Raw genomic sequence first — 22,496 nt, 5'->3', positions numbered from 1 at the left:
GGCGCTTGCCGGCGCCACGATGCTGGCCGGCACGCTGTTCGCCGGCTCGGCCTCCGCCGAGGGCATCGCCGGTGCGCCGGCGCCCTTCGACAAGGGCGGCGTCAAGGTCGCGCTCGTCACCTTCATCTCGGGCGGCGACTTCTTCCAGGCCTATCAGTCCGGCGCCACGGCGCAGGCCAAGGCCCTCGGCATCGACCTCACCATCTTCTCCGGCCGCCAGGACGCAGCCGCCCAGCGCGAGCAGATCGAGCAGGCGATCAATCTCGGCGTCCAGGGCATCATCATCGACCACGGCCAGCCCGAGGCGCTCAAGGACGTCGCCCAGAAGGCGCTCGACGCCGGCATCAAGGTCGTCGCCTTCGACGTCAATCTCGACAATCCGAAGATCCCGCAGGTCGAGCAGAGCGACCACGAGCTCGCCAAGGCCGCGCTCGGCCAGGCGCTCGCCGATAACGGCACCAGCTTCAATGCCGGCTATGTCTATGTCGCCGGTTTCGCGCCGCTCGACCGCCGCAACGAGATCTGGGAAGAGGTCAAGAAGGCCAATCCCGGCATCGTCGAGAAGGCCCGCTGGGGCGCGGTGAACGACACCACCGCCACCTCGACCGCCGACCAGACCAAGGCGGCCTTCCAGGCGAACCCCGACATCACCGTCGTGTTCGCGCCCTATGACGAGTTCGCGCGTGGCGTGAAGCTCGCGACCGACGAGGCCGGCATCTCGGACAAGGTCAAGATCTACTCCGCCGACGTCTCGACCGCCGACATCGCCGAGATCATCGCCGACGGCAGCCCCTGGGTCGCTACCGCCGCCACCAACCCGGCGGTCGTCGGCGCCGTCTCGGTGCGCGCCGTCGCCAAGCTGATCGCCGGCGAGGAGGTTCCCCACAACATCGTCGTCAAGCCGGTGCTCATCACGCAGAAGGATCTGCGCGACAACGGCATCAAGACGATCGAGGATTTGAACGCTAAGCTGCCTGCCTTCGGCCAGAGCGACGCCGCGACGGCGCCGTGGATTCCGGCCGCGAAGTAAGCGCCAACGTTCAGAGGGAGCTGCGCGTGATACCCCTGCTTCGATCCCATTACGGCAAGGCGGCCCTCGCGGCCGCCTTCGCGCTCGCCACGGCCGGCACCGCGCTCGCCGAGGAGCCGGACAGCTTCCTCCTCTCGTATGAGGCGACGCCGTCCTCCGGCTTCACCTTGCCGAAGCTCGACGCCGCCACCTATGACGAGCGGGCCGCCTTCGCCCAGAAGGCGCTCGCCGATTTCGTGCCGCGCATCGCGGACGCGGTCGGCATCGACAGCGACGACCTCGACACCGAGGTGACGCCGGGCGGCTACATGCTCAAGACCAACGCCTCGCTTCAGACCGAGGCGGAGGTGACGAGCGAGGAGGCGGACCGCTTCGCGGCCGGCCTCGGCTACGTGTTCCGCCAGTACAGCGTGCTTGTCTCCGGCCTCGACGACGACAATGCCAAGACCGGCTATGTCATCGTGACCTTCCCGGACGACACGCTCGACGCCAAGGTCGCGCAGGCCTTCTTCGAGAAGGCGGCTTCGGTCGACAAGGGTCTCGGCGGCGGCTACACGGCCTTCGGCGACGACCAGATCTTCCTCAATGTGATGGGCGACGACGGCAAGCCCTATTCGGGGCTCGACAACACCGCCTTCCTGGCCGCCCTCACCAAGGCGGCCTCGGAGTTCGGGCCGCCGAAGCCGACGATCTCCGGCTCCGGCACCGCGACGGCGCGCTTCATCGGCAACGAATGGGACAAGCAGCCGAAGGGCGAGGCCTATGTCGAGAAGCTCGGCGGCGCCACCTCCGACGTCGTGAAGCAGCTCGACGCGATCGGGGCCGACTACGCCAAGGCGGTCGAAGCCAGCTTCAAGTAGCCTGCGCTGTTCGTATTCCAGCATGATCGCCCCCCGGCCTTCGGGGGGCGATGTTCGTTTGAGAGAGTTCACGAGATGACGCTTTCCACGCCCGCCGGCTACCGCCCGCTCGACGACGCGTCGCTGCGCCGCTTCCTGGCCGACCTGCCGGACCTCGCCGCGAAGCTCGGCGGCGCCCCGTCCGACTGGTCGATCGTCGAGGTCGGGGATGGCAATCTCAACCTCGTCTTCCTGATCGACGGTCCGGCCGGATCGCTCTGCGTGAAGCAGTCGCTCCCCTATGTGCGCGCCGCCGGCGAGAGCTGGCCGCTGCCGCTCGACCGCGCCTTCTTCGAGCAGGCCTATTACCGCGCCGTCGCGCCCTTCACGGAAGGGCTGACGCCGCGCTTCCATCATTACGATCCCGCGCTCTATGCGATCGTCATGGAGCGGCTGTCGCCGCATATCATCCTGCGCCGCGGCCTCATCGAGGGCCGCCGCTATCCGGATGCCGCCCGCGCCGTCGCCGAATTCTCCGCGCGCTCCACTTTCGCGACCTCCGATCTCGGCGCGAGGATCGAGAACAAGGCCGAGTGGATGGCGACCTTCGCCCGCAACACGGCGCTGATCCGGATCACCGCCGAAGTCGTGTTCACCGATCCGCTGGCGGAATCGCCGCGCAACCGCTGGACCAGCCCGGCGCTCGACGCCATCGCCGCCGAGTTCCGGTCCGATTCCGCGCTGAAGGTCACCGTCGCGGAATGGGGCCGCCGCTTCCTCACGACGTCCGAGGCGCTGATCCATGGCGACCTCCATTCCGGTTCGGTGATGGTGTCGGAGACCGACACGCGCGTGATGGATCCGGAATTCGCCTTTGTCGGGCCGATCGGCTTCGATGTCGGCGCCTTCATCGCCAATCTCGCGATGAACGCCATCGCACAGGCGGGCCATGCCGCCGAGGGCGATGACCGCAGGGCCGAGGCGCACTGGGTGCTCGAACAGATCCCGGTCTTCTGGAACACATGGCGCGCGCGCTTCCTCGCTCTGTGGGAAGAGGGCGGGCGTGGTGATGCCTATCCTTCGGGTATGTTCGCGAAGGCCGGCGACACGGCGCCCTTCGCGGCGGCGCGCGAGGCTTATGTCGACCGCATCTTCGCCGATGCGATCGGCTATGCCGGCGTGAAGACGATCCGCCGCATCCTGGGCTTCGCCCACAATGCCGATTTCGAGCTGATCGCCGATCCGCTGCGCCGCGCCCCGCTCGAGGCCAGGGCGCTCCACCTCGCCCGCCGCTTCCTCATGGAGCCGCAGAGCTTCCGCAGAGCCGAGGATGTCGTGGCGGCGGTGAGGGAGGGGTGATAAGGGCCGGCGCGCAGTGCTATATGTGTGCCTGGTCTGGTGTTTCACAGATGGATGCCGGCATGGCTGCGCCCAAGAAGTCGGAGCGATATCCGCGGGTCCCCTCCGATGCGACGTCGGATGCAGAGCGCGACCATCGCCTCCATGAAGTGGCCCTGCGCCGCAAAGCGTCGTTCGGCATGCTGAAGGGTAGTGTGTCGTTGTCGCTAGAGGAAGCACTGGCGCCGCTCGACGAGAACGAGATCAAGGCCTGGGGCCTCTGATTGCATCTGCTACTCGACACGCATGAGATCGCCCTGAAGTTCAGGCGCGGCCTCTGGCCAGAGACGGAACAAATCGCGAGCGAATTCGAGGGCGTGTGCGATCGTGCCGGCTTCGTTTCGCTACCCATCAGCGCCCGCCATGCAGCCGCGGCCGGCGTTCTTCCGCTCGATCACCGCGATCCATTCGATCGGATACTGGCGGCCGAGGCTATTGCCGAGGATATGTCGATCATTTCGATCGACGAAAAGCTCGATCTCTTTCCGATGAAGCGCCTTTGGGCCTGACCGAGGCTAGCGCCGCCGCTTGCCGAGGCCGAAGGTGAGCGCGAGAGCGCCGACCAGCACTGCGCCCTTGACGAAGTCCTGCGTGTAGTAGGGTGCGTTGAGCATCGTCAGACCGTTGAGCAGCACGCCGACGAAGATCGCGCCGAGCACGGTGCCGAGGACATGGGGGCGGCGCTTGTCGAGGACGGCGAAGCCGATCAGCGAGGCCGCCACGGCATCGAGCAGCAGCGAGGCGCCGGCCGAGACGTCGCCGCGGCCGACGCGCGAGGCGACGATGAGGCCGCCGAGCGAGGCGAGCGTGCCCGAGATGACATAGGCCCAGAGCCGATAGGCCTTGGTCGGCGCGCCCGAGAGATGCGCCGCGGTCTCGTTGCCGCCGATCGCGTAGAAGACGCGGCCGAAGCGGGTGCGCTCCATCAGGAACCAGGCGATGACCGCGACGGCCGCCATGACAACCACCGGCAGCGGCACGATGTCGAACAGGCGCGAGCGGCCGAGGATCAGGAAGGCAGGGTCGTAGGCGCCCTTTGCCGTGGAGCCGTCGGGCAGCATCATGCCGGCCGTGATCGAGCGGCCGCCGGTCGGGATCAGCTGCAGGCCGGCGAGCAGGAACATGCTGGAGAGGGTCGCCAGCAGGTCGGGCACGCCGACCTTGACGATGAGCAGGCCGTTGGCGAGCCCGATCAGGGCACCCATCAGCAGAACGAGCAGCATGGTCGTCGCGGCATCGAACTGCAGCACGACCATCAGATAGCTCGCCGCCATGACCGACGAGGCCGCGACGCTGCCGACCGAGAGATCGAAGCCGCCGGCCGACATCGTGATCGAGACGCCGACGCCGAGGATGGCGACGACGGAGACCGCCTGCAGGATGGAGAAGAGGTTGGCGGAGTTGATGAAGGCGGGCTGCGCCAGCCAGAAGCCGACCAGCATCGCGCCGAGCAGCACGAACAGCGCATAGCGGCGGGCGAGCTCGAAGGGCGTGCTGCGCGGCGGCGCGCCGCTGCCGGCGGGAAGATCGGTCATGGCTTGGCAGTCCTGGTCTCGGCCGTCTCGACGGCGGCGATCGTATCGGTCGGCGATACGAGCCCGTCTTCGGCGGCATAAAGGGAATGGTCGCGCATCACGAGGATGCGGTCGGCGACCTCGAGCGCTTCTTCGGTATCGCTGGTGGCGATCAGCGTGGCGGAAGCGCTCTGCGAGTTGCGAATGGCGGCGATGAGGTCGGCGCGGGCACCGACATCGACACCCTGGAACGGCTCGTCGAGCAGCAGCAGCCGGCACGGCGCCGCCTGCCAGCGCGCGAGCACCACCTTCTGCTGGTTGCCGCCGGAAAGCTGGTCGAGCGTGTCGTCGGCGCTCCTGGCCTTGATGCCGAGCCGGGCGATCGCCTCGTTGCCGATGCGCCGCTCGCGCCCCGTGTCGACGACGCCGAAGGGGAACCAGCGCGGCAGATGGGGCAGGGCGATGGTGCCGGCGATCGAGGCGCCGGGCGTCTCGGGCGGCAGCAGCGAACTCTGCCAGCGATCCTCGGCGACGAGAAAGACGCCGTTCGCGATCGATTCCGCCGGCCCCGAGGACTGCCAGGGCGCGCCCTCGATCGTGACGCCGCCGGCCGCGAGCCGTTCCAGCCCGAAAAGGCTCCGCAGCAGCCGGCTCTTGCCGGAGCCGAGCGTGCCCGTGATGGCGACGACCTCGCCCGAATGCAGCGAGAGGTCGAACGGCCGCGCGCCCGGAACCAGCATCGCGCCCGCAATCGAGACGACGACCGGCGTGGACGCGGTTCCGTCGGCATGGGCGGCGGCCTCGAGGCGGCGGCCGATCATCGCCGTGACGGCCGCGGAAAGGTCGATCGGCTTCTCGAACTCGCCGACGATGCGCCCGCCGCGCAGCACGACGGCGCGGTCTGCGATGGCCGCGAGGTCTCCGAGGCGGTGCGAGATGTAGAGGATCGCCATGCCCGACGCCTTCAGGCGGCGGATGATCGAGAACAGCCGCTCGGCCTCGGTGGTCGAGAGGCTGGACGTCGGCTCGTCGAGAATGAGCACCGTCGCCTTCGCCGCGACGGCGCGGGCGATGGCGATGAGCTGGCGCTCGGCCGGGCGAAGGTCGATGAAGTCGCGGTCGAGAGGCAGGTCGAGGTCGAGCGCGGACGCCACGGCGCGGGCACGGCGGCGGACGGAGCCGGGGGAGATGAAGAGCGGACCGCTGCCGCAGAATTCGTCGAGCAGCAGGTTTTCCGCGACCGTGAGCCCCGCCGCGCCGGCCTGGTCCGTCGCCTGGTGAACGGTTGCGATGCCGGCGGCCTTCGCCTCGCGCGGGCTCGAGAACGCGACCACGCGTCCGCCGAGTGTCACGGTCCCGGCATCGGGCTGCAGCGAGCCGGAGATGATCTTCACCAGCGTCGACTTGCCCGCGCCATTCGCCCCCATCAGGGCCACGACCTCGCCGGGGCGGACCGAGAGATCGGCGCCGGCGAGCGCCTGCGTCGGGCCAAAGGCCTTGGCGACGCCGGCGACGGCGATGGCGGGAGCGGTGTTCGGATCGGGCACGATGGCTACTGTTCTTCGCGGCCGGAGAGGGCCGGCTCGTCGGGCGCAGTTACGCCCTGACGCCACGTTCCGGCAAGGGGAATGCGCTGAGGAGCGCCGGGGCCGGCGGCGGTCACCCGAGATATTCCATGATCGAGAGACCGGCATTGTAATCGGTCGCGTAGATGATGCCGTTCGCGTCGACGAAGAGATCGGCGGACTGGATCACCTGTGGCCGGTTGGCGCGCGCATCGACCATGCGCTCGGGCGCGGCCGGAACGAGCGCGCCGGTCTCGCGCGGCCGATAGGGATCGGAGATGTCGAAGACGCGGATGCCGGCATTTTGCCAGGTGGCGAAGACGAGCGTATCCGAGACGAAGCTGCCCGGCCGGTTCTCGTGCAGGTTATGCGGGCCGAAATGGCCGCCTTTCGCCGGATAGTCGGCATCGTCCGGCGTCGGCAGCGTCGCGATCGAGACCGGATTGGACGGCTCGCGGATATCGAAGACGAAGGTGTGCTTGCGGCCGTCCTCCTCGTTGTCGAGGACAGCCTCGTCGGCGACGATCAGGAGATCGCGCGCCGGGAGCGGCAGGGCGGAATGCGTGCCGCCGCCGAAGGGCGGCGACCAGTTGCGATGCGTGACGAGCTTCGGCTGCGCGCGGTCGGCGATGTCGAGAATGGTCAGGCCGCCGTCGCGCCAGCAGGCATAGGCGGTGTCGCCCGCGACCACGGCGTGATGGAGCGCATAGCGCCGGCCCTCGCCCCAGGAGGGCGTCTCGCCGCCGGCGGCATGCATGCCGGGGATCCACCAGCGACCGGCCTCTACCGGCCGCGTCGGGTCGGCGAGATCGACGACGAGGAAGATGTAGTCGGTGTAGCCGTCGAGAAGCGCGGAGACATAGGCGTAGCGGCCGCCGACATACCAGATGCGATGGATGCCGACGCCCTCGACAGGGAAGAAGCCGATCTGCCGGGGCGCGACCGGGTCGGCGATGTCGTAGATCGCCATGCCGGCCGACCAGTTGCGCGCCGTGCGCGCGCCGCCCGCGGTGCCGACGGTCTCGCCGACCGAGCGCGTGTAATAGACCTTCTCGTCGGCCGCGAAGGCGGCATCGGCGAAGAGATCGCGCGCATGGATGACGAGCAGCAGGTCGTCATGCGTCTGCAGATGGATGGTCCAGGTGTTCGGCGGCGAGGGGACATAGACCGTCGCCCCGGGGTTTTTCGGGTCGCGCACGTCGACGATCGAGAAGCCGCGCGACCACGGATGCGCGACATAGGCATAGCCGCGATGCACCATCACCTGGAGCGCGTCGGGCCGCCCGCCCTGATCGGAATGGCCGATGAGGCGGATGTTGCGGGCATGGTCGGGCGGGGGGAGGGGCATGAGCCGTAATCTTCTCGAGGCACAGGGATGTCGTCATTCCCGGGCTGGTCCCGGGCATCCACGCCCTGCTCGTGGAGGAGCAAGAAAGACGTGGATGGCCGGGTCCAGCCCGGCCATGACGTCGAAAGAAACGGGCTGCCTTACTTCGGTTCCGGGATCCACGGCGCCTTGGCGGCGTCGCTGTCCTTGAAGCTCGGCACTTTCACCTGGAGGTCCTCGAAGGACGTGATGCCGTTGTCGAGCAGTTCCTTCTGCGTGACCAGCGCCGGCTTCAGCAGGATGGAGCGGCCGGGATCCTGTCCGGCAATCAGCTGCGCCAGCGCACGCACCGAGGCCTCGCCGACGACGGCGGGGTTGGTGGCGGCGGTCGCGACCCAGGGGCTGCCGGGCTCGATCATGGCCTGGATGTCCGAGGTCGAGATGTCGATGCCGTAGATCTTGACCTTGTCGGCGACACCGAGCTCGTCGATGGCGAGCTTCACGCCGCGCGCGAACTCGTCCCAGGGCGTGAACACGACGGAGATGTTCGGGTTGGCCCTGAGAACGGCCTTGGTCTGGTCGGCGACCGAGGCGGCGACGGTGTCGTTCACGACGCCCCAGGTCGCGGCTTCCTTGATGCCCGGATGGGTCTTGGTCAGTTCCTTCCAGACGGCATAGCGACGGTCGAGCGGGGCGAAGCCCGCGACATAGACGACGCCACCCTCGAAGGTGTCGCCCTGCTCCTTCACCGCCTGGTCGAGCACCAGCTTCGCCATATCGGCGTCGGACTGCTCGACCTGGGGGATCTTCGGATTGTCGAGATTGACGTCATAAGCGACGACCGGGATGCCGGCGTCGAGCGCGGCCTGCGCCACGTCCTTCAGCGCCTCGGGCTGGCCGTTGTTGATGATGATGCCCTTCACGCCGAGATTGATCGCCTGCTGGATCAACTCGCGCTCGGCGTTGATGTCGTTGCGGGCCTGCGAGATGTTGGCCTCGATGCCGAGCGCCTCGGCCTGGCGCTTCACGCCCTGCTCGAAGGCCTGCAGCCAGTCGCCGGCGCCGAGATAGCTCACGACCGCGATCTTGACGCCGCCCTTGTCGAAGGGTGCCGGCGCGCCGGCGAGGCCTTCGGCGAAGGCGGCCGGCGCGAGAACGGAGAGGCCCGCCGCGACGGCGAGGCCGATGATGGTCCTGCTCTTCATAGTCTTCCCCCAGCGCGGGCCGATGCCCGCCACAAGTGTCCGATCCTTTGGCTCCCGCGCGCTTGGCGGCGGTGGCTCGTCGCGGCACCCTACCGACCGCGCCGCATGGCGATAAGGATCGGAATACCAATTCTGCCCGTCTCATGGGTATGAAATGCTGCGATTTCGCAAAAATCGCCGCTGGCGTGGAAGAAGCGTTGCGCGGAAGCCGCTCGGCAGGCCGCCGGCGCGGATGGCGGCGACCGTCAGGGCTTCACGAATGATCTGTTCATAGATAAACGAAGCCGGTCGCGACACGGATGGAGGAGACGAGGATGCAGACGCGCAGGATCGGACGGACGGATCTCGAGGTCACGACACTCTCCTTCGGCGCGGCGGGCATCGGCAATCTCTATCGACCCGTCAGCCGGGACGATGCCGAGGCGACGCTCGCCGTCGCCTGGGACGCTGGCATCCGCTATTTCGACACGGCGCCGCGCTACGGCCACGGCCTCTCGGAGCATCGGCTCGGCGACTTCCTGCGCGGCCAGCCGCGCGCGTCCTATGTGATCTCGACCAAGGTCGGCCGGCTGCTGTCGCCGGTGCCGGAGAGCGAGGTTCCGGATTACGGCTTCGCCGATCCGCTGCCCTTCCGCGCCGACTATGATTACTCCTATGACGGCGTGATGCGCTCGGTGGAGTTCAGCCTGGCGCGGCTCGGCACCAACCGCGTCGAGATCCTCTATGTGCACGATATCGGCGTGCTGACGCATGGCGCCGAGGAGAATGCCCGCCACTTCCGCGACCTCATGGACGGTGGCATGAAGGCGCTCGACGAGCTGAAGTCGTCCGGCGCGGTCAAGGCCATCGGCCTCGGGGTCAACGAGACGCAGGTCTGCCTCGACGTCATGGCGCGCGCGCCGATCGACTGCATCCTTCTCGCCGGCCGCTACACGCTGCTCGACCGCAGCGCCCAGCGCGAACTCCTCCAGCGCTGCCGCGAGACGGGCACGACGCTCGTCATCGGCGGCGTGTTCAATTCCGGCATCCTCGCGACCGGGGCGCAGCCGGGCGCGCATTTCGACTACGAGCCGGCCTCCGACGACGTGATCCGTCGCGTCAACGGCATGGAAGCGGTGGCGAAGAAGTACGGCGTCTCGCTCGGCGCCGCCGCCATGGCTTTCCCGCTGGCGAGCGACACCGTCTCGACCGTGCTGGTCGGCACGGCGAAGCCGTCCAGCATGCAGCGCAATGTCGATCTCTTCGATGCGCCGATCCCGGAGGCGGCCTGGGCGGAGTTCGACGCGCTGGCGCTGAGGCCCTGAGGATCAGACCTCCAGCGGATAGGCGTCTGCGTCGGGCGCGTTGGCCCAGCTCTGCATGGTCTGCCCGCCATCGATGAGCCATCCGGCGCCCGTCACATGGCGGGCGTCGTCTGAGGCGAGGAAGGCGACGACCGCGGCGACGTCTTCCGGCTGGCCGATGCGGCGCAGCGGGATGCGGTTCGCGAAGCGCTCGATGCCGCGCTCATACTCGTCCTCGCTGCCGGCCGGCACGCCAAGCCGGGTCTCGATCACGCCCGGGCAGACCGCGTTGACGCGGATGCCGTAGCGGGCCATGTCGAAGGCGGCCGCCCGCGTCAGCCCGAGAATGGCGTGCTTGGTCGAGGCATAGCCGGCGCCGCCCGCGAGGATATCCCAGCCCGACATGGACGAGGCCATGTTGACCACCGCGCCCTTGATCCTGGCTGCGATCATCGCGCGGAGCGCATAGCGCTGCACGAGGAAGACGCCGCGGAGATTGACGCGGACGATATCGTCGAAATCGGCTGCCGAAAGCTCGTGCACCGGCGCCACGACGCCCGGAATGCCTGCATTGTTGAAGAGGATGTCGAGCCGGCCGAGCGCCGATACCGCGGCGTCCACCGCAGCCGCGACGCCGGTCTCGTCGCCGACATCGACCGCGGTGGCGAAGAGGGTGACGCCCGCCTCGCGCAGCTCCTTCTCGGCCGCCGCGATGCGCTTCGGATCGCGGTCGAGCAGGGCGATCGCCGCGCCCTCCGAGGCGAAGCGGCGGCACGCCGCAAGGCCGATCGCGCCCGCGCCGCCGGTGATGAGGGCAACCTTGCCGTCGAAGCGTCCCGCAGCCATGACTTTCATTCCTTGGATGTCGCCGGTTTCAGTAGTCGCGCCAGGAATGCCGGGCGACGAAGCCGAGCGCGTCGCGCGCGGCCGTGGTGTCGATCACGGCCTGATGGCCGGTGATCGGATGCTTGAGCGGCAGCGTGCCGAACGCTGCATGGATGAGGTCGAGCGTCGGCGTATCGCTGTAGGTGTCCGCCGCGGACAGGAAGAGGCGCAGATGGCCCTCGTTGCGGGCCTCGACCGCGGCACGGAAACCCTCCGCCGCATCGCGCGCGTCGATATAGGACCAGAGATCGCGGCCGGACTCGGCGCTTTCGCGGCGCGGGCCGACCTCCCTGAAGAAGGTCTCGGGGCTCTGGATCCAGGGCATGCGCAGGCTGACCGCATCGAGCTTGCCGCGTCGCACCGCCGCCTCGACGATCTCCTCGCCGAGCGTCTTCGACAGCGCATAGGCGTCCTGCGGCGCGAGCGGGTGATCCTCGTCGACCGGGAGATAGGAGAGCGCGACCGGCTTCACGAAGAAGGGGAAGCCGAGCACGCTGAAGGACGAGGCATAGACAAGCCGGCGAATGCCGAGCGTCGCCGCCGCCTCGACGACGTTGAAGGCGAGCGCCATGTTGACCGAGAAGACGTCCGTCGCCGTGCGCCCCGTCGGCCGCGGAATGGCGGCGGCGTGGATGACGGCGTCGGCGCCGGCCAGGGCCTGCACTGCGGACCCGAAATCTTCGAGCGCGACGTTGAGATGGGCGGAGAGCTTCGTCGTGGGTGGCGCGGTGTCGATGCCGCGCACATGATGGCCGGCCGCCATCAGCGCGTCGGCGATGGCGCGGCCGAGCAGGCCGCTCGATCCGGTGAGCGCGATCAGCATGGCGGCATCCTTCTTGGTTCCGGTCGGTGCATCAGGACGATGGCGGCTCAGGCCGGCTTCGGCGGCATGGCGCGGATGATCCTGACCGCGAGGTCGAGATCGGCGAGGCCGCCGGAAAGCGGCGTGCGCGGCCGGGCGCCGTTCAGCACGCAATCGGCGAAATGCTTCCATTCGCGGCGGAACGAGGTGTCGGGGATGCCGGGCAGCGTCCGCGAGGATTCCCCGCCATCGGCCTCCTCCTTCAGCGAGACGATCGCCGAGGCGTGGCGCCAATAGGGGTTCTGGAAGGTGACGCGCACCTCGTCCTTGTCGCCATGCACCTCGAGATATTCGTCCCACCACTCGTATTTCGCGACGCCGATCTCGAGCGTGCAGGGGACGCCGCCCGGATAATCGAGCACGGCGAGCAACTGGTCGCCGCCGACCGGCTGGGCATAGAGAACCTTGCCGTCTCTGCCGAAGGCGCCGCGCAGCACCGCGAGGTCATGGCTGCCGAGCATCAGCAGCATGAGATAGAGATCGCGATAGCCGGCATGGCTCGCGCCGAGCGAGGCATCGATGCGCGCGCCGGCCGCAGCCCGCGCCGTCGCCATCACGTCGGCGGGGATATCGCTTGCGCGGTGCTGCGTGTAGAGCGCGCCATAACGGTCGAAGCGGCCGGCGAAGTCATGCACGCGGATGGCGCGCGGCTTGCCGATCGCGGCGATCTTCGAGAGTCCGATCTCGTAGCCGGGATCGTAGAGCTTCATGTAGCCGACCATGGCGACGAGACCGCTCGCCTCCGCCTGCTCGACCAGCGGCCGCGCTTCCTCGGGGGTGAAGGCGAGCGGCTTTTCGACCAGCACATGCTTGCCGGCCGCCAGCGCCGCCTGGACGATCTCGCCATGATCGTAGGTGCAGATCACGACGGCATCGACAGAGGGATCGGCGAGGAGCGCGCGATAATCGGCATAGAGGGCGTCGACGCCATACTGAGCGCCGAGCTTTTCGAGCACGCCGGCCGAGATATCGCAGAGCGCCGCGATCCTGAGCGAGGGCAGTTCGTCGAGATAGGGCAGGTGCATGAGCTGCGCGATCTCCCCGCAGCCGATGACGCCGACGCCGATCACCTTGTCGTTCATGTCAACCCTTTACCGCGCCGGCCGTGAGCCCGGCGATGAACTGCCGCTGCATCAGCAGGAAGACGATGATCACCGGCAGGGTCGTGATCATCAATGCCGCGAAATAGAGATTCCAGAGCGAGTCGTATTGCTGGAAGAAGCTGACGAGCCCGAGCGGGATGGTCTGAAGCTCCGGCTTCCTCAGGAGGAGGAAGGCGAGGAAGAAGTCGTTCCAGATCTCGATGAAGCCGAAGATCAGCACGAGCGCCACGCCCGGCCGGATCAGCGGCAGCATGATATGGAGCAGCACCTGGAACCGCGAGGCGCCGTCGACGCGCGCCGCATCCTCGAGATCCGCCGGCAGCGTCAGGAAGAAGCTCCGGAGGATGAAGACAGAAAGCGGCAGCGAACTCGCGGCGTAGATGACGGCGACGCCGAGGCGGTTATTGATGAGGCCGAGATCGCGCGCGACCATGAAAAGCGGAATGGCCATCACCTGCGGCGGCACGAACATCGCGGCGACGATGGCGGCCGTGACGACGCCGCGGCCGCGGAAGCGCAGCCGCGCCAGCGCATAGGCGCAGGGCGTCGCCGCGGCGACGAGGATCAGGAGCGCCGCCGCCGTGATCGAGACGCTGTTGACGATCCGAAGCCCCATGCCGGCCATCTTCCAGGCCTCGGCATAGTTGCCGAATTCGAGGCCGGCCGGCGGCCCCCAGACATTGGTGATGATCTCGTTCTTGGTCTTCAGCGAACCCGACAGCACCCAGAACAGCGGATAGATCGTCTGAAGCAGCACGACGATGAGCGCGGCATAGACGAGGGCGAGTTCGCCGAGGCCTCGCCAGCCGAGCGCGGCGAGGGTGGTGGCGAGATCGGCGCGCCTTGCGGGCGGGGCGGGGGAGGCGGCGATGTCGGTCACAGCGCCATCCTCTGCCGCCGCATGAGCGCGAGCAGCCCGACACAGGCGAGGCCGACGATGAGGAAGAGGACATAGCCCATCGCCGAGGCGTAGCTCATCGCCCCGTCCTGGAAGGCCTTGGTCATCATGTAGGTCAGCGCCACCTCGGTGGCGTGGTTGGGGCCGCCCTTGGTGAGGACATAGACGATGTCGAAATTGCGCACGAAGGCGCCCGAAAGGCCGAGGATCGAGTTGATGAAGACGATGGGCATGATGAGCGGCAGCGTCACGTGCCAGAAGCGGCGGAAGCGCCCCGCCCCGTCCATGGTCGCGCTCTCGTAGAGCTCGGCCGGGATCGTCTGCAGCCCGGCGAGATAGATGACGCCGTGGAAGCCGAGCCATTTCCACACATCGACGGCGATGATCGCGTAGAGCGCGGTGTTGGCGTCGCCGAGCCAAGAATGCCTGAGGAAGCCGAGCCCGAACAGCTCCAGGCCGGCATTGAGCAGGCCGAAGACTGGGTTGTAGATCCAAGACCAGAGCAGGCCTACCGCGACGAAGGACATCGTGACCGGCACGAAGGCCGCGGCCCGGAAGAAGGCGCGGCCGAGAAGCGCGCGGTTGAGAAGCAGCGCCAGCGCGAGGCCGAGCACGTTCTTGAGGATCAGGATCGCGACGACGAAGATGATGTTGTTTTCGAGCGCGCCGAGAAAGATGCGGTCGGCGGCGAGGCGGACATAGTTGCCGATGCCGATGAAGACCGGCGGCGAGAAGCCGTCCCAGCTGTGCAGCGACAGCCAGAAGCCGCTGGCGAAGGGCCAGACATAGAACAGCGCGAACAGGACGCCGGCCGGCAGGATCATCGCGGCGGCGGCGAGGCCGTCGCCCGATGGATCGCGTGCCGGCCGGCTTCGCCGGCCAGCCCGGGAGTGGGTTCCCGAAGCCGGCAGCGTGCTCATGCGGCCTTTCCGGGCGTCAGCACGAGGCCGAGCGTGTCGCGGACATAGGCGATGCTTTCCAGCGTCGACTGTTCGGCGGTCTTCTGCGAGGCGTCGAGCTCGATGATCGCGAGGCCGGAGTAGTCCGCGTCGAGCAGGACGTCGACGAGGCCCGGCAGGTCGACGACGCCGGCGCCGAGCTCGCAGAACGCGGCGTAGCGGTCATAGCCCTTCAGGGCCGGGTCGACGCGGGTGTCCTTGAGATGCATGTAGCGGACCGCCTCGACATAGGTCTTCAGCGTCCCGACCGGATCGGAATTGGTGTGAGCGAGATGGGCCGGGTCGATGCAGAGGCCGGCGTGTCGCGTGTCGAGCTCGTCCATCATGCGGTCCAGCTGGTCGCGGCGCTCGATGAAGGTGTCGAGATGCGGATGATAGACCGTCTCGATGCCGAGGTCATGCGTGCGGCGGCCGATGTCCTCGAGCGAACGGCAGAAGGCCTTGTAGTCCTCGGCCGTGTGCGGCCCAGCGACGCCTTCCGACGGACCGCCGCCGAGCACGAGCACCGGCGCGCCGAAGCCCTTCAGCAGGCGGGCGAGGGCGACGAGCACGTCGCGCTCATAGGGCCAGGCGACGGGGTTGGTGAAGATCGCGTTGCAGTAGAGCGAGGAGAGCGTGATGCCGTAGGCGCTCTGCGCTTCAGACAACAGGGCATAGCGGCGCAGGATGTCGGTATCGGTCGTCACCCCCATCGGCGCCTGATTGCCGAGCTGCATGTATTTGCGGGCGTACTGATCGGAGAGGCTGGTGAAGGCCAGGATCTCGAACCAGCCGAAGCCCTGCCTGGCGAGGAACTCGATCGCCGGGGTCAGCGGCAGGCCGGCGAGATCCCAGCTGTTCAGATGGTAGCCGATGGAGAACTTCTGCCGTGCGGCGCGTGAGGCGGTCATGGGGGTCTCGAACTTCGCGGGTTGCGGGAGATCGCATCCCGCGGAGCCGGCGATAATATGCCGGCTCCGCGGGGAGGGCGGCCGCCCCCAGGGGAGGGTCGGGGGGGGGGCGGCCGTATGGGTCAGCAGCTCATTTCGGGTGCCCTTGCTTTGGCTGCCCTTGCCGGGCTGCCCTTACTTGGGCGGCCACTGACCCTGTGCCTTGAGATCGTCGAACACTGCCTGGATCGACTGCGCGGCGGCCTCGGGGGTCGTCGTGCCGCCGACGACGCCGGCGATGGCCGAGGCGGTCGCGGTCGAGACTTCCGACGGCCAGATCCAGTCGAGGAACTTGATCGTCGCCGGGAAGGCTTCCTTGCGCAGCTCGACGGCATAGGCGTCCTCGATCTGCGGCACGCCCTTGATCGAAGCGGCGATCGGCTGCTCGGGGGCGAGATAGAGGCTCGCGACCTCGGGCTGCGTCAGGTAGCCGATGAAGCGGATGGCGGCGTCGAGCTTCTCGGGCGGGATCGAGGCCGAGACGCAGATGCCGTTGTCGGCGCCGCCGCCATGGCCCGGATTGCCGGGCGTGCCGGGCATCTTCGGGAAGGCGAACACGCCCCACTGGAAGTCCTTCACGCTCGACTGGAGCGAGGGGATTTCCCAGGTGCCGCCGTAATACATGGCGCTCTTGCCCGACGCGAAGGCGGCGCGCATGCCGTCCATGTCGACCGCGAGCGAGTCCTTCGACAGGATGCCGTCGTCGACCCACTGCTTGATCAGCGCGAAGGCCTCGACATCCTGCGCATCCGAGAACTTCGCCGTGCCCTCGAGGTTCTTCTGCGTCTTGGCGACGGCGTCGCCGGTCGACTGCGACAGCGTCTCGAAATACCACATCGGCCACATGACCGTGTTCGAGCCCTGGTGCAGCAGCGGGATGATGCCCGCTTCCTTGAACTTCGGCACGGCCGCCTTGAGATCGTCGTAGGTCGGCGGGATCGGGATGCCGAGCTTCTTGAAGAGGTCGACATTGTAGTAGATCGTCGAGGTCGACAGCGTGGAGATCGGCACGCCATAGACTTCGCCGTTGATCGTGAACGCGCCGAGCGCGGCGGCGTCGATCCGGTCCTGGAACGGCTTGATCTGGTCGGTGATGGGCATCACCAGCTTGCGACGGACATAGGCGCCGTTGGTGTAGAAGGCCGGGCAGGCGATGAGGTCCATCTCCTGGTCGGCCATGCGGGCGGTCATCACCCGCTGGATCGCGTCGCCCTGCGGGCCCTGCGCGTCCCACTCCACCGCCGCGACATCGGGATTGGCCTTCAGGAAGCCGTCGATGACCTCCTGCTGGATCTTGGCCTGGACCTCGGGGGCCTGACGGGGCGCGAGCTTGTCCAGCGTCGAGCCGCCGAACACCTTCAGCGTGATGCCGTCGGCGGCGGCGGGACCGGCCGCGAGGGCGAGGCCGACCGACGCCGCGGTCAGAATGCCGGCCGCCAGTTTCCATGGCGAGCGACGCTTGGTTCCCTGCTTGATTGTTGGCATGCGACTCTCCGTTCCAGCCAACCGGAGCATCCCTCCACGGCGATGCGCCGGGACCAATTCGTTGATGGTCTAACAATCCTGTGCGCCGGTTTCGGATTTTGTCAATCAGGCGTGCATGCCAAAAAAATGTGCTGACGCACTTCTTCCGGGCGCGAAAATTAACCAGTCAGGCGGTGGGCAACTGCCTGGTCCCGCTCGGCGTCACACGTCGCGCGGGCGAGGGAAAGCGCCAACTCGCGGCGCGGTATCGGGTTTCGGGCACGGCCCGCGAGGTCAAGGCCGCGCCGTCGGCCGTTCATGCCTGCCCTTGAGTCAGGCGTGATCGCAAAGCGGGCATCGAAGCCCGTTGACAAGCGCCGAAACTGAGGCAGGATTGTATGACCATCAACGATATCGGTCCGGCGCAGGGAACAACGAAGCCGGTCCTTTCGCATCGACGGTGGCGTGCCGTGCCCGGGGAGCGGGCGGCTCAATCAACTCCAGGGGTAGGGTTCATCATGTCCAGCTGGTCCCGTCGTCTCATCGCGATCTGCGGCGCCTCGGCGCTCGCGCTCGCCGCCACGGCCGCGTCCGCCAAGGACGTCTCGATCGCGGCCATCTCGGGCTATTTCGCCCAGGGCTTCGGCGTGTCGATCGTCAACGGCCTCAAGAAGGCCGAGACCGATCTCGGCGTCAAAGTGAAGCTGATCGACACCGGCAACCGCGCGCTCGACTATGAAGAGCAGTTCAACAATGTCGGCAAGTCCGGCGAATACGATCTCGTCTTCGTCATGGGCTGGGAGCTGGTCGACGCGCTGCAGAAGGCCGCCGCCGCCTATCCGAACACCAAGTTCGTGTTCATCGACGGCGTGCTCGATTCCAAGCAGATCATCTATGCGAACTTCGCGCAGAACCAGGGCTCGTTCCTCGCCGGCGCCCTCGCCGCGCTGATGGCCGAGAAGGGCAGCGCGATCGAGGGTCTCGGCGACGGCAAGGCGATCGGCTTCGTCGGCGGCCGCGACATCCCCGTCATCCGCGACTTCCTCGGCGGCTACGAGGCCGGCGCCAAGGCCGCCGCGCCGGACGTCCGCGTCGACAGCGTCTTCGCCGGCACCTTTGACGATCCGGCCAAGGGCTCCGAGCTGACCATGGCGCTCTACGGCCAGGGCTCGGACATCGTCTACAACGTGGCCGGTCCGACCGGCGAGGGCGTGCTGCAGGCCTCCGCCGCCGCCGGCAAGTATTCGATCGGCGTCGACATCGACCAGTGCGACGTGGCGCCCGGCCATGTCATGGCCTCGATGCTCAAGCGCGGCGACGTTGCGGTCTACAACCTCGTCAAGGACCTGGTCGACGGCAAGCCGATCGAGCCCGGCTCCATCCACACCTATGACCTCAAGACCGGCGGCGTCGAGCTGCTGCTCTGCCCGAAGGTCACGGACAAGATTCCCGCCGAGGTGAAGAGCCGCGTCGAGGAGCTCAAGGCCGAGGTCGTCGACGGCAAGATCACTGTCCCGACCGTCAAGTAAGTCGCGTCCCGGGGCTTCGGCTGCCGAACGCAGCGGGCCTCAGCCAGCAAGCACCGTCATGTCCGGGCCAAGTCCGGGCATGACGGTGGTGTTGATGACGCGAATTGCCTCTCCCGCATCGAGCGGCGAGAGCCCTGTGAAGCCGCGCTTCGAGCGAACCCAATGACCCTCGCCGTCGAGCTCAGATCGATCACCAAGCGTTTCGGCAGCTTCACCGCCAACGAGGCGGTGAGCCTCGCCGTCCGCCGTGGCAGCATCCACGCCATCATCGGCGAGAACGGCGCCGGCAAGACGACGCTGATGAACGTGCTGTTCGGGTTGCTCCAGCCCGACGAGGGCGAGATCCTGATCGACGGGCAGCCGACGCAGCTGCCCAACCCCGCCGCGGCGATCGCCGCCGGAATCGGCATGGTTCACCAGCATTTCAAGCTGGTGCCCTCGCTGACCGTCGCCGAGAACGTCTTTCTCGGCATGGAGATCGTGAAGGGCGGCCTCATCGATCATGCCGCGCAGATCGAACGAACCGCCGAACTGTCGCGCCGCTTCGGCCTGAAGGTCGATCCGAGCGAGCGCGTCGGCCTGCTTTCGGTCGGCATCGAGCAGCGCATCGAGATCCTGAAGGTGCTCGCGCGCGGCGCCCGCACCATCATCCTCGACGAGCCGACCGCGGTGCTGACGCCGCAGGAGAGCCGCGATCTCTTCGAGACGCTGCGGGGCTTCGTCGCCCAGGGCATGACCGTGCTCTTCATCTCCCATCACCTGGAAGAGGTGATGGAAGTCTCCGACACGGTGACCGTGCTGCGCCATGGCCGCGAGGTCGCGACGCGGCCGACATCGGAACTCACCAAGTCCGACCTCGTGCAGATGATGGTCGGCCGCCTCGTTTCCTTCGACCGCCGCCCGCGCCCGCCGGTCGCCGGCGCACCCGTGCTTTCGGTCGCCGATCTCTGGGCGCGCGACGATCGCGGCCTGCATGCGCTGCGCGGCGTGACCTTCAACGTACGGGCTGGCGAGATCGTCGGCATCGCCGGCGTCGCCGGCAACGGCCAGACGGAACTCGCCGAGGTTCTCTCGGGCCTCAGGCCCGCGACGCATGGCGCCGTTTCCCTCGCCGGCCGCCCGCTCGTCGGCCTCTCGCCGCGCGCCATCCGCGCCGCCGGCGTCGGCCATGTTCCGGGTGACCGCCTCGTGCGCGGCGTCGATCGCAATGCGAGCGTCTCGCTCAATCTCCTCATGGGGCGGCAGGACCGCGCGCCCTGGTCGCGCCACGGCGTCATCGACCGATCCTATCTGGCGGCGCAATCGAAAAAGCTCATCGAGCGCTTCGACATCCGCACCCGCAGCGCCGAGACGCCGGTGAAAAGCCTTTCCGGCGGCAATATCCAGAAGGTCGTGCTGGCGCGCGAATTCTCCGGCGATGCGAGCGTGCTGCTCGTCGACCAGCCGACGCGCGGCGTCGATATCGGCGCCACCGAGCAGATCCACTCCGAGATCATGCGCCAGCGCGGCGAGGGCAAGGCGATCCTGCTGATCTCCGTTCAGCTCGACGAGCTGATCGCGCTCGCCGACCGCATCCTCGTGATGTTCGCGGGACGGATCATGGGCGATGTCGACGGCGGCGCCGTCTCCGAGGAACGCCTTGGACTGATGATGGCCGGCGTCGATGCCGACGGCCACAGGGTCGAACGGGAGGCCGTGGCATGATCGACCGCCTGTCGCCCTATCTCGGGCAGATGATCGCGATCTTCATCGCGCTCGCCCTCGGAGCGGTGGTCATCCTGACCGTCAACGAGAGCCCGTGGAAAGTCCTCGTCACCCTGCTCGACGGCGCCTTCGGCAGCCCCGAGCGGATCGCGGGCACGCTGCTTCAGACGACGCCGATCCTCGTCTGCGGCATCGCCGCCTGCATCTCGCTGCGCGGCGGACTGTTCAATATCGGCATCGAGGGCCAGCTCTTCGTGGGTGGCTTCGCGGCGACCTGGGTCGGCTTCAGCTTCGGCATGCCGCATGCGCTGCATGTGCTGGTCGGGCTCGGCTTCGCCGCCCTGATGGGCATGGCCTGGATTGCGATCCCCGCCTTCTTCCGCGCCCGCTACAACACGAACGAGGTCGTCTCGACGATCCTCGCCAACTATGTCGCGGTGCTGGCGACGTCCTATCTCACCATCAACGTCTTCAAGCGGGCGGGCGGCGCCCCCGACACGCCGCCGATCCTCGAAAGCGCCTATCTCCCGCAGATCTTCTCTTATTCGCGCGCGAACTGGGGGCTCTTCATCGGCATCGCGCTCGCCATCGGCGTGTGGCTGTTCTTCACGCGCACGGCGCGCGGCTATGCCGTCACCGAGATGGGCGCCAATCCCAAATTCGCCGAATATGGCGGCATCGACATCAAGAAGCAGACCTTCGTGCTGCTGCTCGTCTCGGGCGCCGTAGGCGGCCTCGCGGGCGGCATCGAGTCGCTCGGCGTGCATCACCGCTTCATGGAAGGGTTCGCGCCCGGCTTCGGCTTCGACGGCGTCATCGCGGCACTGCTCGCCAATGGCAGTCCGATCGGCACCATCGGCACGGCGCTGTTCTTCGGCGCGCTCAGGAGCGGCTCGCTGCTGCTCGAGGTCGACACCACCGCCTCGCGCGAGATCATCACCGTCATCCAGGCCCTCATCATCCTGGCCGTTTCGGCGCAGATCGTCATCCGCCGCCGCCCGTCCGACAGTTCCGCGGGAGAGCGCCGTTGGAAATTCTAGAACGCCTTTTCAATGTGACGCTCGTCGTCGCAACGCTCCGGACCACGGCGCCGATCCTGCTCGTGGCGCTCGGCGGCTCGTTCACGACGCGCGCCGGCATCTTCAATATCGGCCTCGAGGGCCAGATGCTGCTCGGCGCCTTCTTCGCGGTGATCGGCACCATCGCGACCGGATCGCCCTGGATCGGCATGCTTTGCGGCGTGCTCGCCGCGCTGGCGCTCGCCTTCACCTTCGCGCTGCTCGTCGTCACCTTCCGCGCCAACGAGGTCGTGGTCGGCCTCGCGCTCAACATCCTTGCCGGCGGCATGACCGTGTCGCTGCTCAAGGCGATCTTCGGCACGCGCGGATCGATCTTCGGGCACGGCCTCGTCGGCCTGCCGGTGGTGCGGCTGCCCTTCGCGCGCGAGATGGGCTGGTTCGGCCAGATGATCTCGGGCTACACGCCGCTCGTCTACGTCGCCTTCATCGCTGTGCCGCTCTTCATCCTCTTCTACAAGCGCACCAAGCTCGGCCTCTATATCCGCGTCGTCGGCGAGAAGCCGGAGGCGGCCGAGGCACTCGGCATCTCGATCGCGCGCATCCGCTATACGTCCTCGCTGCTCTGCGGCGTCTTCGCGGGGCTCGCGGGCGCCCATCTCTCGCTCGGCTACACGACCATGTTCACCGAAAACATGTCGTCCGGGCGCGGCTTCATGGCGGTGGCGATCCTCATCTTCTCCGCCGGTGATCCGCTGCGCATCCTGGCAGGCTGCCTGCTGTTCGGGTTCTCCGATGCGCTGGCGCTCCGTATGCAGACGCTCGGTGTCTCGTCCTATGTGATCCTCGCTATCCCCTATCTCGTGGCCCTTGCGGCGCTATTCGCCCTTTCCTATCGCGCCCGGCCGCGCATCATCCAGGAAACGCTCGCCTCGATGGGGCGCGCGCTCTCCGTCAAGCCCAACACCGCCTCGCAGCCATGACCG

General features: G+C 67.7%; 21 protein-coding genes. 10 read left to right on the top strand and 11 right to left on the bottom strand.

All coding sequences use genetic code 11. The annotated features are described in order from the left end of the window. The first annotated feature begins 19 nt into the window (after positions 1-19). From QO015_RS07615 to QO015_RS07595, 5 genes are all read left to right on the top strand, one after another. On the top strand, positions 20-1,030 hold the full coding sequence (locus tag QO015_RS07615; RefSeq protein ID WP_370877454.1) for a substrate-binding domain-containing protein: 1,011 nt from the start codon (positions 20-22) through the stop codon (positions 1,028-1,030). A 26-nt stretch (positions 1,031-1,056) separates the two neighbouring features. Beyond that, the gene (locus QO015_RS07610; protein WP_266280305.1) at positions 1,057-1,890 is read left to right on the top strand and encodes a hypothetical protein; all 834 of its coding nucleotides are present in this window, start codon (positions 1,057-1,059) and stop codon (positions 1,888-1,890) included. 75 nt (positions 1,891-1,965) lie between these two features. After that, on the top strand, positions 1,966-3,228 hold the full coding sequence (gene mtnK / locus QO015_RS07605) for an S-methyl-5-thioribose kinase (protein ID WP_266280306.1): 1,263 nt from the start codon (positions 1,966-1,968) through the stop codon (positions 3,226-3,228). Between the two features lie 62 nt (positions 3,229-3,290). Beyond that, complete coding sequence (locus QO015_RS07600; RefSeq protein WP_266280307.1) at positions 3,291-3,491, top strand: hypothetical protein; 201 nt, start codon at positions 3,291-3,293, stop codon at positions 3,489-3,491. Continuing rightward, positions 3,492-3,776: a type II toxin-antitoxin system VapC family toxin gene (locus QO015_RS07595; protein WP_266280308.1), complete on the top strand. Its 285-nt coding sequence runs from the start codon at positions 3,492-3,494 to the stop codon at positions 3,774-3,776. Positions 3,777-3,782: 6 nt separating this feature from the next. Here the strand turns inward: QO015_RS07595 and QO015_RS07590 are convergent, their stop codons facing one another. The 4 genes from QO015_RS07590 to QO015_RS07575 all read right to left on the bottom strand — a co-directional run bounded on the left by QO015_RS07590 (position 3,783) and on the right by QO015_RS07575 (position 8,878). Then, entirely contained in the window at positions 3,783-4,802 is a 1,020-nt protein-coding gene (locus QO015_RS07590) for an ABC transporter permease (protein ID WP_266280309.1), read from the bottom strand. Then, positions 4,799-6,328 (bottom strand): sugar ABC transporter ATP-binding protein, encoded by a 1,530-nt coding sequence (locus tag QO015_RS07585; protein WP_266280310.1) that lies wholly within the window; start codon positions 6,326-6,328, stop codon positions 4,799-4,801. Before QO015_RS07585 ends, QO015_RS07590 begins: the two co-directional genes overlap by 4 nt. Positions 6,329-6,440: 112 nt before the next feature. Beyond that, on the bottom strand, positions 6,441-7,694 hold the full coding sequence (locus QO015_RS07580) for an LVIVD repeat-containing protein (protein ID WP_266280312.1): 1,254 nt from the start codon (positions 7,692-7,694) through the stop codon (positions 6,441-6,443). A 140-nt stretch (positions 7,695-7,834) separates the two neighbouring features. After that, a complete protein-coding gene (locus tag QO015_RS07575; RefSeq protein WP_266280313.1) occupies positions 7,835-8,878 on the bottom strand; it encodes a substrate-binding domain-containing protein in 1,044 nt (347 codons plus the stop codon). 314 nt (positions 8,879-9,192) lie between these two features. On the opposite strand from QO015_RS07575, the gene QO015_RS07570 reads away from it, so the two are divergent. Continuing rightward, complete coding sequence (locus tag QO015_RS07570) at positions 9,193-10,182, top strand: aldo/keto reductase (RefSeq protein WP_266280314.1); 990 nt, start codon at positions 9,193-9,195, stop codon at positions 10,180-10,182. Positions 10,183-10,185: 3 nt separating this feature from the next. On the opposite strand, the gene QO015_RS07565 is transcribed toward QO015_RS07570, so the two are convergent. From QO015_RS07565 to QO015_RS07535, 7 genes are all read right to left on the bottom strand, one after another. Continuing rightward, positions 10,186-11,007, bottom strand: coding sequence for an SDR family NAD(P)-dependent oxidoreductase (locus QO015_RS07565; protein ID WP_307289220.1), 822 nt, complete (start codon positions 11,005-11,007; stop codon positions 10,186-10,188). Between the two features lie 28 nt (positions 11,008-11,035). Beyond that, a complete protein-coding gene (locus QO015_RS07560; protein WP_266280317.1) occupies positions 11,036-11,869 on the bottom strand; it encodes an NAD-dependent epimerase/dehydratase family protein in 834 nt (277 codons plus the stop codon). Positions 11,870-11,916: 47 nt separating this feature from the next. Further along, positions 11,917-12,990 carry a Gfo/Idh/MocA family oxidoreductase gene (locus QO015_RS07555; RefSeq protein ID WP_266280319.1) on the bottom strand — a complete coding sequence of 358 codons (1,074 nt, stop codon included), beginning with the start codon at positions 12,988-12,990 and terminating at the stop codon, positions 11,917-11,919. Position 12,991: 1 nt separating this feature from the next. Next, complete coding sequence (locus QO015_RS07550; RefSeq protein ID WP_266280320.1) at positions 12,992-13,891, bottom strand: carbohydrate ABC transporter permease; 900 nt, start codon at positions 13,889-13,891, stop codon at positions 12,992-12,994. After that, the gene (locus tag QO015_RS07545) at positions 13,888-14,829 is read right to left on the bottom strand and encodes a carbohydrate ABC transporter permease (protein ID WP_266280322.1); all 942 of its coding nucleotides are present in this window, start codon (positions 14,827-14,829) and stop codon (positions 13,888-13,890) included. The genes QO015_RS07550 and QO015_RS07545 overlap by 4 nt, the downstream gene beginning before the upstream one ends. Next, on the bottom strand, positions 14,826-15,758 hold the full coding sequence (locus QO015_RS07540) for a sugar phosphate isomerase/epimerase family protein (protein WP_266280323.1): 933 nt from the start codon (positions 15,756-15,758) through the stop codon (positions 14,826-14,828). Before QO015_RS07540 ends, QO015_RS07545 begins: the two co-directional genes overlap by 4 nt. 174 nt (positions 15,759-15,932) lie before the next feature. Beyond that, the gene (locus QO015_RS07535) at positions 15,933-17,282 is read right to left on the bottom strand and encodes an ABC transporter substrate-binding protein (protein ID WP_266280325.1); all 1,350 of its coding nucleotides are present in this window, start codon (positions 17,280-17,282) and stop codon (positions 15,933-15,935) included. A gap of 497 nt (positions 17,283-17,779) precedes the next feature. Between QO015_RS07535 and QO015_RS07530 the strand changes: the two genes are divergently transcribed. From QO015_RS07530 to QO015_RS07515, 4 genes are all read left to right on the top strand, one after another. Continuing rightward, the gene (locus tag QO015_RS07530) at positions 17,780-18,790 is read left to right on the top strand and encodes a BMP family lipoprotein (protein WP_266280327.1); all 1,011 of its coding nucleotides are present in this window, start codon (positions 17,780-17,782) and stop codon (positions 18,788-18,790) included. A 162-nt stretch (positions 18,791-18,952) separates the two neighbouring features. Then, the gene (locus QO015_RS07525) at positions 18,953-20,494 is read left to right on the top strand and encodes an ABC transporter ATP-binding protein (protein WP_266280329.1); all 1,542 of its coding nucleotides are present in this window, start codon (positions 18,953-18,955) and stop codon (positions 20,492-20,494) included. Further along, positions 20,491-21,534 (top strand): ABC transporter permease, encoded by a 1,044-nt coding sequence (locus QO015_RS07520; protein WP_266280331.1) that lies wholly within the window; start codon positions 20,491-20,493, stop codon positions 21,532-21,534. The genes QO015_RS07525 and QO015_RS07520 overlap by 4 nt, the downstream gene beginning before the upstream one ends. Then, complete coding sequence (locus QO015_RS07515) at positions 21,522-22,493, top strand: ABC transporter permease (protein WP_266280332.1); 972 nt, start codon at positions 21,522-21,524, stop codon at positions 22,491-22,493. The genes QO015_RS07520 and QO015_RS07515 overlap by 13 nt, the downstream gene beginning before the upstream one ends. Positions 22,494-22,496: the final 3 nt, after the last annotated feature.

Origin of the sequence: Kaistia geumhonensis, from assembly GCF_030815145.1 — a bacterium.
Lineage (GTDB): Bacteria > Pseudomonadota > Alphaproteobacteria > Rhizobiales > Kaistiaceae > Kaistia > Kaistia geumhonensis.
This window is presented reverse-complemented; position numbering and strand designations above follow the sequence as displayed.

What these genes read in the sequence shown, in the direction of transcription:
- QO015_RS07615 (WP_370877454.1), top strand. Translation starts at nt 20, where the DNA reads ATGCTGGCCGGCACGCTGTTCGCCGGCTCGGCCTCCGCCGAGGGCATC.
- mtnK (WP_266280306.1), top strand. Translation starts at nt 1,966, where the DNA reads ATGACGCTTTCCACGCCCGCCGGCTACCGCCCGCTCGACGACGCGTCG.
- QO015_RS07600 (WP_266280307.1), top strand. Translation starts at nt 3,291, where the DNA reads ATGGCTGCGCCCAAGAAGTCGGAGCGATATCCGCGGGTCCCCTCCGAT.
- QO015_RS07590 (WP_266280309.1), bottom strand. Translation starts at nt 4,802, where the DNA reads ATGACCGATCTTCCCGCCGGCAGCGGCGCGCCGCCGCGCAGCACGCCC.
- QO015_RS07580 (WP_266280312.1), bottom strand. Translation starts at nt 7,694, where the DNA reads ATGCCCCTCCCCCCGCCCGACCATGCCCGCAACATCCGCCTCATCGGC.
- QO015_RS07575 (WP_266280313.1), bottom strand. Translation starts at nt 8,878, where the DNA reads ATGAAGAGCAGGACCATCATCGGCCTCGCCGTCGCGGCGGGCCTCTCC.
- QO015_RS07570 (WP_266280314.1), top strand. Translation starts at nt 9,193, where the DNA reads ATGCAGACGCGCAGGATCGGACGGACGGATCTCGAGGTCACGACACTC.
- QO015_RS07565 (WP_307289220.1), bottom strand. Translation starts at nt 11,007, where the DNA reads ATGGCTGCGGGACGCTTCGACGGCAAGGTTGCCCTCATCACCGGCGGC.
- QO015_RS07560 (WP_266280317.1), bottom strand. Translation starts at nt 11,869, where the DNA reads ATGCTGATCGCGCTCACCGGATCGAGCGGCCTGCTCGGCCGCGCCATC.
- QO015_RS07555 (WP_266280319.1), bottom strand. Translation starts at nt 12,990, where the DNA reads ATGAACGACAAGGTGATCGGCGTCGGCGTCATCGGCTGCGGGGAGATC.
- QO015_RS07545 (WP_266280322.1), bottom strand. Translation starts at nt 14,829, where the DNA reads ATGAGCACGCTGCCGGCTTCGGGAACCCACTCCCGGGCTGGCCGGCGA.
- QO015_RS07540 (WP_266280323.1), bottom strand. Translation starts at nt 15,758, where the DNA reads ATGACCGCCTCACGCGCCGCACGGCAGAAGTTCTCCATCGGCTACCAT.
- QO015_RS07535 (WP_266280325.1), bottom strand. Translation starts at nt 17,282, where the DNA reads ATGCCAACAATCAAGCAGGGAACCAAGCGTCGCTCGCCATGGAAACTG.
- QO015_RS07530 (WP_266280327.1), top strand. Translation starts at nt 17,780, where the DNA reads ATGTCCAGCTGGTCCCGTCGTCTCATCGCGATCTGCGGCGCCTCGGCG.
- QO015_RS07525 (WP_266280329.1), top strand. Translation starts at nt 18,953, where the DNA reads ATGACCCTCGCCGTCGAGCTCAGATCGATCACCAAGCGTTTCGGCAGC.
- QO015_RS07520 (WP_266280331.1), top strand. Translation starts at nt 20,491, where the DNA reads ATGATCGACCGCCTGTCGCCCTATCTCGGGCAGATGATCGCGATCTTC.